The 14,180-nt window shown below is 32.7% G+C and carries 10 protein-coding genes; 5 read left to right on the plus strand and 5 right to left on the minus strand.

The window, feature by feature from the left end:
- Position 1 precedes the first annotated feature (1 nt).
- From ACXHHC_RS03735 to ACXHHC_RS03755, 5 genes are all read left to right on the plus strand, one after another.
- Positions 2-1,498 carry a sulfatase family protein gene (locus ACXHHC_RS03735; RefSeq protein ID WP_458228315.1) on the plus strand — a complete coding sequence of 499 codons (1,497 nt, stop codon included), beginning with the start codon at positions 2-4 and terminating at the stop codon, positions 1,496-1,498.
- Between the two features lie 7 nt (positions 1,499-1,505).
- The gene (locus tag ACXHHC_RS03740; protein ID WP_458228316.1) at positions 1,506-2,210 is read left to right on the plus strand and encodes a family 16 glycoside hydrolase; all 705 of its coding nucleotides are present in this window, start codon (positions 1,506-1,508) and stop codon (positions 2,208-2,210) included.
- Positions 2,211-2,545: 335 nt separating this feature from the next.
- Positions 2,546-3,934 (plus strand): dihydrolipoyl dehydrogenase, encoded by a 1,389-nt coding sequence (gene lpdA / locus ACXHHC_RS03745; RefSeq protein WP_458228317.1) that lies wholly within the window; start codon positions 2,546-2,548, stop codon positions 3,932-3,934.
- 122 nt (positions 3,935-4,056) lie between these two features.
- The gene (locus tag ACXHHC_RS03750) at positions 4,057-6,564 is read left to right on the plus strand and encodes a hypothetical protein (RefSeq protein ID WP_458228318.1); all 2,508 of its coding nucleotides are present in this window, start codon (positions 4,057-4,059) and stop codon (positions 6,562-6,564) included.
- Positions 6,565-6,715: 151 nt separating this feature from the next.
- A complete protein-coding gene (locus ACXHHC_RS03755) occupies positions 6,716-7,336 on the plus strand; it encodes a hypothetical protein (protein WP_458228319.1) in 621 nt (206 codons plus the stop codon).
- A 66-nt stretch (positions 7,337-7,402) separates the two neighbouring features.
- On the opposite strand, the gene ACXHHC_RS03760 is transcribed toward ACXHHC_RS03755, so the two are convergent.
- The 5 genes from ACXHHC_RS03760 to ACXHHC_RS03780 form a co-directional block, all read right to left on the minus strand.
- Positions 7,403-8,674, minus strand: coding sequence for a glycoside hydrolase family 117 protein (locus ACXHHC_RS03760; protein ID WP_458228320.1), 1,272 nt, complete (start codon positions 8,672-8,674; stop codon positions 7,403-7,405).
- Positions 8,675-8,821: 147 nt separating this feature from the next.
- Positions 8,822-10,426 carry a sulfatase gene (locus tag ACXHHC_RS03765; RefSeq protein ID WP_458228321.1) on the minus strand — a complete coding sequence of 535 codons (1,605 nt, stop codon included), beginning with the start codon at positions 10,424-10,426 and terminating at the stop codon, positions 8,822-8,824.
- Between the two features lie 24 nt (positions 10,427-10,450).
- Positions 10,451-11,560, minus strand: a complete 1,110-nt coding sequence (locus ACXHHC_RS03770; protein WP_458228322.1) for a glycoside hydrolase family protein — start codon at positions 11,558-11,560, stop codon at positions 10,451-10,453.
- Positions 11,561-11,719: 159 nt separating this feature from the next.
- On the minus strand, positions 11,720-13,054 hold the full coding sequence (locus ACXHHC_RS03775; RefSeq protein WP_458228323.1) for a TolC family protein: 1,335 nt from the start codon (positions 13,052-13,054) through the stop codon (positions 11,720-11,722).
- Between the two features lies 1 nt (position 13,055).
- The gene (locus ACXHHC_RS03780) at positions 13,056-14,177 is read right to left on the minus strand and encodes an efflux RND transporter periplasmic adaptor subunit (RefSeq protein WP_458228324.1); all 1,122 of its coding nucleotides are present in this window, start codon (positions 14,175-14,177) and stop codon (positions 13,056-13,058) included.
- Between the last annotated feature and the right edge of the window lie 3 nt (positions 14,178-14,180).

A 14,180-nucleotide genomic window follows, 5' to 3' on the forward strand; every position in this document is an offset into this window, starting at 1 on the left:
AATGAATAAAATATTCTTAAAACTATGTATATTGTCTACACTAACAAGTCTATTATCATTAGCTCAAAACAAACAGCCTAACATCTTATTCGTAATTGCAGATGACATGTCTCATACTAGTATTTATGGACATAAATTTGTAAACACTCCTAATTTTGATAAAATAGGGCAACAAGGACTGGTATTTAACAACATGTTTACTCCTAGTAGTAAATGTGCTCCTTCTAGAGCTGTAATCCTAACAGGTCGTAATCCTTGGCAATTAGAAGCTGCAGCCAACCACCAACCTATTTGGCCTGAAAAATTTAAGAGCTTTATTGAGGTACTTACAGATAATGGATATTTTTCGGGATTCACTGGAAAAGGTTGGAATCCTGGAATTCATCCTGCAGGAAGGAATTTAACTGGTAAAGAGTACAACAAAAAAAAGATTGACAAAAAGCCTTTAAAAGGTGTAGCATTATACGATTACACCGAGAATTTTAAAGACTTCATTAAAGATAGACCTAAAAATAAACCTTTCTTTTTCTGGTACGGATGTAAAGAACCCCACAGAGGTTATGAGTACAAAAGTGGTGTCCGATTAGGGAAAAAAATAGAAGACTTAAAGTTTCAACCTTCATTTTGGCCAGCAAACGAACGTGTTAAAAACGACATTTTAGATTATGCTGTAGAAGTTGAATATTTTGATCAGCATTTAGGGAATATTCTAAAGCATTTAGAAAAAGTAGGGGAATTAGAAAACACTATTATTATTGCTACTTCGGATAATTCTATGCCTTTTCCTAGGTACAAAGGACATCCGCATGAATTTTCTACCAGAATTCCATTTGTAGTAAGTTGGTCAGGAAAAATTAAAAACCCTGGAAGAAGTTGTTCTGAATTTGCTAGCTTTATTGACATTGCTCCTACTCTTTTGGAGGTTTCTGGTCTTGAGCAAATCAATTCTGGAATGCCCCAAATTCAAGGTAAAAGTTTAACCGATTTCTTTAACAATAATGTAAAAGGTAGAAATACAGTTCTTACAGGTAGGGAAAGAAACGATATGGTTAGACCTAATGGCTGGGGTTACCCTGTTAGAAGTTATCATAAAGGAGATTATGTGTATATGCATAATTTTGAACCTAATAGATGGCCCTGTGGAGAAGAAAAAACAGGTTACAGAGATACTGACTATAGTCCTACCAAAGCTGAAATCATGGAACTAGACAAAAGTAACTTGTTCCATCAATTAAATTTTGGAAAAAGACCTAAAGAAGAACTTTACAATATTAAAAAAGATCCTTTTTGCATGAACAATTTGGCAGCAGATGAAAAACTATCGAAACTAAGGAAGAAAATGAAAACTGCTCTCTTTAAGGAGTTAAAAAAACAAGGAGATCCTAGAATGTTTGGCAAGGGAGCTATATTTAATAAAGCTAGACCTAAAAGAATTGCTCAATACAACGAATTGGTAGCTAAAACGGAAGCTAGAAAGTTAAAAAAGAAGAAAAAATAAATCATTTATGAAATTTACAATTTACACATTATTGCTACTATTCTTTATAACTAGCAATTCTAATGCTCAGTCCAATAAAATCACCCCTATAACAGCAACAAAAGGGAAACTTCTTTTTTCTGATGATTTTAACAGAAAAGAAATAGGTAATCAATGGGAAATAAAGGAAAAATTCAATGGAGCTTTTACTATTGAAAAGGGAACTTTGGTTAGCAAAGAATTAAAGCATGCTGGGCATGGTTCTGTTACACGAGCTCATTTTAATTTTTCAGATGTAATTATAGAATTCGACTTTAAATTTAAAGGAGGCAAACGTTTTAATATGGTAATGGACGATAGCAAATGTAAAACGGTTTGGGCAGGTCATATTTCTAGAGTTTCATTCACCAAAAACAGTTTTTATGTTCAAGATGACAAAACTGGAACCATGAACTTAGAGGTTAGAAAAAAAAGAAAACAAAATCCTAATAGTAATAAACTCAAAAAACTAATTAATAGTAAAAAATCTATTGTTAAACATGCTTTTAAAGATGGTGAATGGTATCATGTTAAAATCATTAAAAAAGGGGACATTTTACAATGTAACGTTAACAATTATATAGCTCAAATACAATCAGAAGGTATCTCCCACCCTAAGCTTAATAAGTTTGGCCCAACCATAACTGGAGCTGCTATTCTTTTTGATAATTTTAAAATATGGGAGACACATTAAATATAGAGTTCCATATTATCAATTATTCAAAACAGGGTGCAATAGCATCCTGTTTTTTATAAAAATCTCTTAACAATATCCATCTTTTTGTTAAATTAAAAAATTACAGTTATCTCACCACAGAAGCATACTTTATTACAAAATAAATAAAATAGCAGCTATAAAATTAACATATCACCACAAAAACAACCTATAAAAAACAAAAACATCAAAAAAACACATTACCAAATGGTTACTAAACACCTAGAATAAGCCCACGAGCTCTATGGATTTTAGTTTTGAATTCATACATTTGTAAGCATTGGAATTTATTTTACTATAAAAAAAATATACACATGAAATACGACGTTATTGTTATAGGAAGTGGACCTGGAGGATATGTTACTGCTATTAGAGCTTCACAATTAGGATTTAAAACCGCTGTTGTTGAAAAAGAATCTTTAGGAGGTATCTGTTTAAACTGGGGTTGTATTCCTACAAAAGCTTTATTAAAAAGTGCTCAGGTATACGACTACTTAAAGCATGTAGATGACTATGGTTTAAAAGCTGAAGCTATCGATAAAGATTTTGAAGCAGTAATTAAACGTTCTCGTGGAGTTGCAGAAGGAATGAGCAAAGGTGTTCAATTCTTAATGAAAAAGAACAAGATTGATGTTATCATGGGTACTGGTAAAATTAAGCCAGGAAAAAAAGTAGACGTTACCGATGCTGATGGTAAAGTTACTGAATATGATGCTGATCACATTATTATTGCAACAGGTGCTCGTTCTAGAGAATTGCCTAATTTACCACAAGACGGTAAAAAAGTAATTGGATACAGACAAGCAATGACATTACCAGAACAACCAAAGAAAATGATTGTTGTTGGTTCTGGAGCTATTGGAGTTGAGTTTGCTCACTTTTATAACTCTATGGGTACAGAGGTTACAATTGTAGAATTTATGCCTAATGTAGTTCCTGTAGAAGACGAAGATGTTTCTAAAGCTTTTGGAAACTCTTTAAAGAAGTCTGGGATTAAGGTAATGTTAAACTCTGCTGTAGAATCTGTAGATACTTCAGGAGACGGAGTTGTTGCAACTGTTAAGACTAAAAAAGGAGAAGAAAAATTAGAAGCAGACATTCTTTTATCTGCTGTAGGTATTAAAACAAACATTGAAAACATTGGATTAGAAGATGTTGGAATTGTTGTAGATAGAGATAAGATTATTGTAAACGATTACTACCAAACTAACATTCCTGGTTATTACGCTATTGGAGATGTTGTTCCTGGACAAGCTTTAGCACACGTTGCTTCCGCAGAAGGAATTACTTGTGTAGAAAAAATCGCAGGATTACATACAGAAACAATAGACTATGGAAACATTCCTGGATGTACTTATGCATCTCCAGAAATTGCTTCTGTTGGTTTAACTGAAAAAGCTGCAAAAGAGGCTGGATACGAAATTAAAGTAGGAAAATTCCCTTTCTCTGCTTCTGGTAAAGCTTCTGCTGCAGGAAACAAAGAAGGATTCGTGAAAGTAATTTTTGACGCTAAATACGGAGAGTGGTTAGGATGTCATATGATTGGTGCTGGTGTTACTGATATGATTGCTGAAGCTGTATTAGGTAGAAAATTAGAAACTACTGGTCATGAAGTTTTAAAAACTGTTCACCCACACCCTACAATGTCTGAAGCGGTAATGGAAGCAGTTGCTGCTGCATACGATGAAGTGATTCACCTATAAGAGAATCTATATAAAATACATAAAAAAAGAGGAAACTTTAAAGTTTCCTCTTTTTTTATGCCTATAATCAAACTTTAGCACAATTTTTGAGTCTAACTTTGGCACTAACTACTACAACTATTATGAAAAAAAAGCCATTATTTCTTTCGATTTTAGCAATGACTCTTGTGTCCTTTGCCATTATAAATCAAAACGATTTTTTTAAAAAAGTTGAACAAAATCTAGAAAGCTATACAGAAAATCATCCTGAAAAAATTTTTATTCATACCGATAAGCCTTACTACGCTACAGACGAAGACCTTTGGTTTACCACCTATTTGGTAAACGGTATTTCATTGCAAAAAACCTTAAAAAGTAGGGTTGTACACGTAGAATTAATGGATCAAAAAGACAGTATTGTTGCCAGAAAAAAACTATACGTACATCACACAAGCGTTGCTGGAGATTTTAAAATAAAAAAAAGCTTTAAACCAGGTAAATATACATTAAGAGCTTACACTAAATACATGAGAAATCATGGAAGTGATTATTATTTTCAAAAAGAAATACCAGTATATCAATTAGACAAGAAAGACAGCTTGTCTAATCAAGAAACTTCCAAAGAAAAGTTAACTACAACTCCTAAAGCTAACCAACCTACAAAAAAGGTTAAAGAGAGTAAACCTGAAATTAAATTTTATCCAGAAGGTGGTTACTTAGTAGCAAACACTCAAAACAAAGTTGCTTTTGAAGTTTCTGACGGTACACATGAAATTAATTTAGAAGCTACAGTTAAAGACAAAGAAGGAAACGAAATTCTGACAATCAAAACCCTTAAAATGGGAATTGGTAGTTTTTTATTCATTCCAGAACAGGGAAAAGAATACTATGCAAGTATCAAATTAAACGGTAAGGAAGAAAAATACCCATTACCTAAAGCTTTAGATAGTGGATACACATTAAACATTACCAATTATGGAAAATATCTAATTGCCAATATTAATGCTACTGTAGAGAACGGATTACAAGGAGTTCATTTAGTAGCTCATGAAAGAGGAAAATTACTACACAAACATTACGAGGAAACAAATAAATCAAATCACATTATTAAAATACCTACAACAAACCTTAGTGATGGTATTGTTAATTTCACCTTATTTGACAACGAAGGAAGACCCGTTGCAGAGCGTTTAGTTTATGTAGACAATCCGAATAACAATCTAAAAATAAACATAAACAAATCCTCTGAGGTAACGAATAGTCGTAAAAAAGTAACCTTACAATTTGATGTTACCGATAAAACAGGAACAAGCACACCTACAAGCTTATCTTTAGCGGTTAGAGATTTAAAAGCTTTTCCATACAACAACAAATCTGGAAATATAAAATCTTGGTTGCTTCTAAATTCAGACTTAAAAGGAGCTATTCATAAAGCAGGGTACTTTTTTGAAAAAGAAAACGATGCCAAAACAAGATACTTGCTAGACTTAGTTATGATGACCAAAGGATGGAGACGTTTTTCGTGGCAAGAAATTATTAATAAGCAAGATAGCATACCAACTTATAAACCTGAAACAGGATTGTATATTTCTGGTACTACAAAAAATTTAAAAAGACCTTATACAGAAAAATCTTGTCCAACAAATATTGTGTTTTATGGTACTACTGAAATGCAAGAACAACAATCTGACTCTTTAGGTAAATTTAAATATGGTCCTTTTCGTTTCTTTGACTCTATTCCGGTTATTATTCAAGCTAGGTTAGATCGTTTTGGATCTACAAGACGTAAATCTAGAAATGTGGTTATTTTAGTAGATAAAGATCGTCCGGACACTATTCAAAAAAGCAATGTCTTTTTTAATAAGAAAAACAACATAACCTCAGACAAAGAAAGACAGATTGAAACCTTTGTAAAGGTTACACAATACATAAAAGAAGAAAAATTTAAATACGATCAAGAAATTGAACGTTTAGATCAAATTACCTTAATAGCAAGAAAGAAAACCGAATTAGAAAAGAGACAAGATGAAATGAATAGTCTTACCGACTATGGAGCACCAATGAGTAGTGCTAATCGTATGGATGTCTTAACAGATGTATTAGAAGCAGGAACTTATACTGCATTAGATTTAGTAAGTCAAATGAACGGTGTTAGCGTTTTTTCTGATACTATATATCTAAGAAGAAACAACAACCCTGCTAGAGTAATGTTAGATGGTTTAGAAGTAGACGGAAGCTTTTTACAGAGTATTAATGGAGATGAAATTTCTTTTATAGATATATTACAAGGAGCAGATGCAGCTACCTTTATGAATGCTGGTAATGGAGTTATTGCTTTATACTCTAGTACTGGAAATGTTGGAAGTAGAAGTGTAAAAAGAAAACCTGGAATTATAGATTTCCATGCAAGAGGATTCTATACCGCTAGAAAATTTTATAAGCCTGACCATGTGAATGGCTTTGAAGATATGAATAAGGCTGATTTAAGAACTACTCTCCACTGGGAGCCTATTGTAAGAGTAACCAGCAAAGGAACCGCTGAAGTAAGTTTCTTTACAAGTGACTTAAAGAGTGATTATCTAATTGAAATCCAAGGTATTTCTGATACTGGAGTTCCTATACAAGCTACTTCTACTTTTGTAGTAGAGTAAATTAACTTATAATGAGTTTATCTAAAAGCCCTGTATGAAAATCATACAGGGCTTCTTTTTATAATTTTTGTATAAATTTAAAATGACTCGTCCCAAAAAGCTATATAAAAGCTTCGGAACAATATTTGTTACCAATAGTAAAAACACTAGTATGAAAAAATTACTACTTCTAATTATTATACTTTTTAGCTCTCAACAATCAACAGGACAAAAGTGTCTTGATGTAAAATTTAAACTGAGAGGTTATTTTTATGCAGGAACTAGTAAAATAGATACTACTGCATATGGAGGTTTTTATCAAGATAATAACGCTCCTAAAAAACTAATTCCTGCCATATCTAAAATATCCAATGCTAAGAAATTTCAAATATTGGCAAAGCCAAATCTTAAAAAACAATTTTCTAAGGGTATAGAAGGTTTTAAAATATATATAATTAACAAAACAGATTCTATCATAACACTTCCAGCACAAGATAGTAGACTCTATTTAAAGAGACAGGTATTTTATAAAAACAAATGGCAGGATATAGAATATTTACCCAGTAGCTGGTGTGGAAATAGCTATCACAGGGTCTTTATAAAACCAAAGGAATACTGGGACTTCACAGCACCCTGTTTAATAGGTAAGATCAAAGGAAAATTTAGATTTAAATTAGACACGAATAATACTTCAATTTATTCTAATGAATTTGAAGGAAGTTTTAACAAAAAGCAACTAACAAAAGAACAAGGACATAAGCCAATTAGCATAATGGATCCTTACAACAATTAAAAAAAGGCTTTTGAATAAAATTCAAAAGCCTTTTTTACTTATTAATCATTAGAGATTCTAACTCTATTATTTCTGCAATTTCTTCGTTTCTTCAGCAATACGTTTCTTAGACTTACCACTTAATCTTAACTTCTGGTAGTAGAACTCTGGCTTTAAGTATACGTGATTCTTTTTCATATCAGAATCATTTACATCTTGACTTAAATCACAGTCGAAACGTGTTAATACTGCGTGGTTTGTATTCCATCCATTTACAGCAGTAAAATGACTGATACCCCAAGTAATTCCTCTTCCATTTTCTGTATCTGTAAAAGCATCTGGAATAAAAGGACCTCCGGCATTTGGTGGATATTCAATAATAGAAGCTACTTTAAAGTTAACTCCATCTTCCGCATACTGAATTGTATTATGCTCATTACCATCTCTAATTACAATAGAAGCAATTCCCTTTTTAAATGGGAACATAGTTGTCTCATGCCCTGAACTAGAGATAGGGTTTAATGGATGTTTTTTAAATGGACCTAATGGATTATCACCAATAGCTAAACCATGCATTCTAACTAAATTTGGCTGTCCGTTAGCATCTGACTTGTAATATATATAGATCTTTCCATTGTGTACTAATGGATATGGATCGTGAATTGAATACTGATCCCACTCTCCTGGCTTACCGTTTGGAATTACTACTTTATTATGATGTGTCCAAGGACCATCAGGTGAGTCAGCATAAGAAACTGCCACAGGACAATCATCTCCTCTTTTCCCACTTGCTTCCATAAACCCTTGGTAGTACAAGTAGTATTTTCCCTTCCATTCCAAAATATCGGTTGTTGTTACAGAACGCCAACCTGCATTTGGTTTTTCTGGTCTTGTAATAGCAACACCTTGCTCTTCCCAAGTAAATCCATCTTTAGAAGTAGCATACCATATTTCACATAAATCCCAATCTGCCGTAGGAATTTCATCTGTTGCCAAATGTGCATTTCTACCTCCTACTGGTGGAGTCTTAGTATGTCTGTAAGTATACCAAACATAGTACTTCCCATTCTTATAGATTACTTTAGAAGGATCTCTACGAGAAATGGTTCCGTCATGATTACTATAATCAAACCCTTTTAATTCGGTATATTTAAACTGTGTATACAGCTCATTTAATTGAGGTGTAGCTGCATATTTATCATAACTTCTATTCATAGAAGCACTAAGCTTTCTATTTGTAGGTTTTTCGTCTGGTAATTTAAAAGGAAATGCTTCCGTTTTCTTTTGTGCAGAAGCCCCTAAAGTCATCAAACTTAAAACCGCTATGCTCGTTAACCTAGCAAAGTAAGTCTTCATCATTTTTATTTATTTTTAATTATTGATTTGTGTTACTAACAAATTACATCAAAAAATAAAAAAAGGGGAAACACGTATCCCCTTTTATTTATACCATATGATTATTTAATTGTTCAAAACAACTGTTTTGTTAACTAGACTTAAACTATACTAGTCTACAGTGGCCTTACTCCCCCACCAATCTGCATTTGGCTTAAAGTTCTCATTTAAAACCTTTAATCGTTGTTTTTCTAAATTCTGCAACTTTTGGGTAGCTACTTTACGTAAATATTCTTCTTCTTTAGCCGCACTATACAACGGATCTTTCTCTGGATAATTTGCATTTACATTATCTAGGTACTCAAACAACATCTTGTCTAGTTTTGCTACAATTTCTGGATTCTCTTTAGATAAATTAGACTGCTCTCCCAAATCCTTGGCAAGGTTGTACAACTCTTTTCTACCATCTTCGTAATAATGAATAAGTTTCCAATCTCCCAAACGAATAACAGAAGATGGTTCCCCTCCTTGATTACCATAGTGAGGATAATGCCAAATAAGAGGTCTATCTTCTAGCGTTTTTCCTTCTAGTACTGACTTTAAACTTACACCATCTTTGTGTTCACTTGGTCTTAATTTTGCCCCCACTAAATCTAACAAAGTAGGGTAAAAATCTACTCCCGAAGCAGGAACATTGGTTTCTTTTATTTGATTTTTCATCCAAGGAACTTTAATAAAATACGGTTCTCTAATTCCTCCTTCATATTGGTACCCTTTACCTGCCCTTAATGGCAAGTTAGACGTTGAAAAAGAATCTCCCGCTGCAACTCCTCCATTATCCGATGTAAACACTACAATGGTATTCTCATCCAATCCTAAATCTTTTAAACCTTTAAGTACCACACCAACTGCATCGTCCATACTCTCTACCAACCCACCATAAATAGGATTGTCTTGCGTATGTCTTATTGGTAAGAAAGCTCCCATTTTATAAGATGATTCTGCCACTCCATTTTTAACAGCCTTTTCTCTATACTTACTCCACTTTTCTTGTGTTGTTTGTATAGGTCCATGCACTGCATAAAAAGATAAATATGCAAAAAACTTTTCCTCCTTATGTTGTTTCATAAAAGCAACCGTCTCATTCGCCAAATGCATGCTTAAATTTGTACCATCCTTAGGATTCTTTAAATTAGGATTCTTAAAAGGAGCATAATAACCTCCTCTTGGTCCTCCTGCTTCAAACCCTCCTATATTTATATCAAATCCGTGATCTTCTGGCCAAGAACCTTTGTCTCCAATGTGCCATTTACCCGCAAAAAAAGTTTTATAGCCTTCTTCTTTTAAAGCTTCTGGCAAAGTAGTTACTTTAGCATCTAAAGCATGTTTGTATGCAGCTGGAAACAACTTAGAAAAACGTTTCTTTTCTCTCCATTTTTCTCCAGACCTAGCACCAATCCAATCTGTAATTCCGTGCCTTGCAGGGAAAGTCCCTGTCATAATACTTGCTCTAGACGGACTACATACCTGACAAGCGGCATAACCATCGTTAAAAGCTGTTCCTTCTTTGGCTATTCTATCAATATTAGGAGTTTCATAAAAACTATTGTTTCTGTAACTTAAATCGTTGTAACCATAATCATCTGCCAGAATAAATAAGATATTCTTATGTACTTGTTTTTCTTCTTTTTTAGACGTCTTTTTTGCTTCACAAGAAACAAACATAGCAGTTGATGCAATAACTGTAGTAACTGCTAACATTTTTTTAATTAACATAGAGTCTTGGTTTTGGTTTATTTTTTATTTCCACTGAATTGGAATGGCAATATTACCATTAACATTCTTATCATAAACAGCCACATAAATCATTATAGGTTGTCCATTTTCATTGGTTAATACAAAAGGTCGCTCCACACGTTTAGGTTTCCAAATTGTACCGTCTGAAAGTACAAATTCTTTTTTCATAAACACACTTCTTTCATCTTCTTCCCAATCTTTTCCATTTATAGAACTAAATAGTGCCAAATCGTTTTTTCCCATTACATGACAAACCATATAATATTTTTTAATGATTTTATCGTACCACATACATGCATCCTCCGTTTGGGCTTTTGCGTATACTGGTTTTGGATTGAATTCAAAAGGTCCTTCAGGATGTTTTGCATCTCCAACTAACTGAATTCTAAAAGGTCTATCATGTGCTAGATCATCCCCTTTCATAATCATTTTATACGCTCCATCTTTGTAAATTACCGCAGGATTTACTGCAATTTTCTTAAAGTTCTTATTGTCTGGTTTTACAACTACATTTTCAGCACGTACAAAAGGTCCTTTAGGATGATCCGCTACAGCAACTCCTATACATTGGCTATCTCTTACAGCCATTCTATTGGCATCAAACCATGCTTCGTCAGGATAGCTATTTACCCCCTCTTTAAAAGGATAAGTTTTTCTAATATCATTTGCAATGTAATACAAACAAATTTTACCATTTGCAACCACAGCATAAGGGTTGTGTGAATTGTTCACATCCCAACCTCCTTCTTTTTTAGCTTCTAAAACTACGTTTACAAATTTAAAAGGCCCTTTGGGACTATCCGAAATTCCGTGAGCAATTTCGCAATGAGTCATCCAACCTTTATGTTCATACTTTTTTTTCCATCTAGAATAATATGCATGATATTTTCCTTCCCATTTTACTACAGAAAGTCCCCATACATAATACCCCGGCTCAACAACAACTTGTTCTTGAGTTTGATGATTGAAAAAACTTTCTACCACCGATGTTGCTAATGGTTGAAAAGAAATGTTTTTGTAATTGCTTATTTCAGTTGTTTTTGATGCTGTTTCTTTACAAGAAAAGAGAACAATAAAAGTGGCTAAAAGGAATAGTTGCCTAAATAATTTCATGATTGTATCTAATGTAGTTTTAACTATCTCAAAAGTAAATTAGATTGCCATCAGAAAACAATAACACTTAGATTATTATAAATCACAAATGATTTTTAAAAAAAAGTTCAGCATTACATATGTGTTTTTTATGCAATGCTGAACTAAAAGTAGAATAGATTATTGAATTGGATTGTAATACAATTCCAATATTTTAAGTCTAAATAATAGGTTATATTTTACACGTAATAACTCAGTCTCACTGTTTTGGTACTGAATTTTACTTTGTGTATAATCTAATAAATTACTTTGTCCAACATCAAAACGCGTTTGTTGGTATTCAAAAGCTAATTTTTGTGCTTCAACCGTTTTTTGATTGGCTAAATATGTTTTGTAAGTAGCCTTTGCGTTTAAGTAAGATTGATATACTTCTTGAGTTACTTTTTGTTTGGTTTGTTCCAATTGATTCTCTCTTCTTAAAACATTTATTTTACTTCTTTTAACACCGTTTTTGGTTCTATTTTGATTAAAAATTGGAATGCTTAAACTTAACCCAACCGTTAAACCTGAGTTATCTCTTAAACTACTTAAGTACTGATCAAATGAACTAGTTGCAGCCTCTCTTGTTTCAAAATTCACAAATCCAGAAAGGTTTGGCAAATAATCTCCTTTAGCTATTTTAACACCTTCTTTAGCAACATCTACATTTGCTTTAGTTAGCATAATCTCATTTCTAGAAGAAATGACTTTTTCTAAGATCTTCTCTACTGGTGTTTGTAAAATTTCAATATCAATTAAGTCAATATCTTCTTTCTTAACTACAATGTTTTCTGTAAGATTAATATTTAACAATCTATTTAATCCCAGTTTGGAAATGGCATAACTATTTTCTGCTTGCACCATTCGTTGTAAATCTGCTGCTGCAGTAGCTTGCAATTGCAATACCTCTCCTTCTGGTAAATTCCCCGACTTAACCAGTTCTGAAGATCTATTTAGTTGTTCTAATGTTAGTTTGTATTGATTTTTAAGAATTTGGATATTCTCTTTTTGTAACAAAACATCTAAATAACTACTTGCAACATTAATCCTTATATCATCTTTTAATTTATCAATATTTAACTGACTCGCCAGTTCTTGCAATTTAGATTGATGAAGTGTATTGTAATTCTTTAATCCATTATAAATTGGCACTACCGATCTTAATCTATAAGATGAATTTCTTATAAATCCATCTGTTTGAGCGTTATTACCAGAAACCAAGTTTTGACTTAAACCTCTATTCCAATTACTATTCACTGCTCCTGATAAATTTGGCAAGAAATTCCCCTTAGCATTACTCGTTGCTATTTTAGCTTCTTCTAAACCTAATTCTTGTTGCTTTACATCAATATTATGGTCTATAGCATATTGAATACAGTCTTGTAAAGTCCATGTTTTTGAAGCTGTTTGCGCGTTTGCAGACCCTAGTCCTACAAAAACAAACAAACTACCTATGACGATTCTTTTTAACCACATATTAATTCTTCTTTTTCTTGTTCTTATTTGGTACTACAGCATTCCAATCTTTAATCTTATCTTCTTTTGTAATCCCCTCTTTTATTTCAACTGTAATTCCATCACTCACACCTAAAACCACTTCCTTACGTTCAAACTCTTGTTCTCCTACTAAAACTTCTACATAAGGTTTCTTGGTTTTCTTATCAAACTGTAATAAAGATTCTTTAATAGAAAGTACATTCTCCGCTTTTTCTAATATAATAGATGCATTGGCACTTAATCCTGCACGAACTACTGTATTGGTAGGAATATTTACAGATGATTCGATATCGAACTGAACCGCACCATTCTTTTCTACTCCTTTTGGAGCAATGTAATCTAAAGTAGTTTCGAACTTTAAATCTGGTAAAGCCCCCACACTAATAGATATTGGCATTCCCTCTGTTAACTTTCCTACTTCACTTTCGTCTATTGTTCCTTCAAAAATCATTTTATTTACATCTGCAATGGTTGCCAACTGTGTACCTGCATTAAAATTATTACTTGGAATTACCTGAACACCTTCTTCTACAGGAACTTCTAAAACAACTCCACCTACAGTTGCTTTTACCAATGTGTTTGCCAAATTCTGAAAACCTTTAGTAGTACCTGTTTTTATTATTTGGTAATTTTCCGTAGCCGAAACAAATCTTTGTTTGGTTTGTAAATATGTTGCTTTGCTATTGTCAAAATCATTGGCAGATATAACCCCTTTATTAAACAATGACTTTTGACGATTGAATATTTTCTCTTGCGCATTCAAATCAATCTTAGCTCTTTCTACATTATTGGCTGCAGATTGTAAGTTATTTACTGTTGGTATTACTTTAATTCTAGCTATTAAATCTCCTGTTTTTATAGTATCTCCCGCTTCTACGTAAATCTTTTCTATAATTCCCGGAATGTTCGGTCTAATAATTACCTCTTCTTTAGGTGTTATTTTACCAGAAGCGACAGTACTTTGGGTAATGGTTTGTACACTTGCTGACTTAGTTTTAAATTCAACAGGCTTTTTTTGATCTCTTTTCCATAAGTATCCTAAAGCTGCTGCAAAAGCAACTACTATGATAATTAGAATTAAAATTGTTTTAGATTTTTTCATTGT

The sequence above is a fragment of the Wenyingzhuangia sp. IMCC45574 genome, assembly GCF_054182685.1.

Coding starts and splice junctions, on each gene's coding strand:
- ACXHHC_RS03735 (WP_458228315.1), top strand. CDS start 2: ATGAATAAAATATTCTTAAAACTATGTATATTGTCTACACTAACAAGT.
- ACXHHC_RS03740 (WP_458228316.1), top strand. CDS start 1,506: ATGAAATTTACAATTTACACATTATTGCTACTATTCTTTATAACTAGC.
- lpdA (WP_458228317.1), top strand. CDS start 2,546: ATGAAATACGACGTTATTGTTATAGGAAGTGGACCTGGAGGATATGTT.
- ACXHHC_RS03750 (WP_458228318.1), top strand. CDS start 4,057: ATGAAAAAAAAGCCATTATTTCTTTCGATTTTAGCAATGACTCTTGTG.
- ACXHHC_RS03755 (WP_458228319.1), top strand. CDS start 6,716: ATGAAAAAATTACTACTTCTAATTATTATACTTTTTAGCTCTCAACAA.
- ACXHHC_RS03760 (WP_458228320.1), bottom strand. CDS start 8,674: ATGATGAAGACTTACTTTGCTAGGTTAACGAGCATAGCGGTTTTAAGT.
- ACXHHC_RS03765 (WP_458228321.1), bottom strand. CDS start 10,426: ATGTTAATTAAAAAAATGTTAGCAGTTACTACAGTTATTGCATCAACT.
- ACXHHC_RS03770 (WP_458228322.1), bottom strand. CDS start 11,560: ATGAAATTATTTAGGCAACTATTCCTTTTAGCCACTTTTATTGTTCTC.
- ACXHHC_RS03775 (WP_458228323.1), bottom strand. CDS start 13,054: ATGTGGTTAAAAAGAATCGTCATAGGTAGTTTGTTTGTTTTTGTAGGA.
- ACXHHC_RS03780 (WP_458228324.1), bottom strand. CDS start 14,177: ATGAAAAAATCTAAAACAATTTTAATTCTAATTATCATAGTAGTTGCT.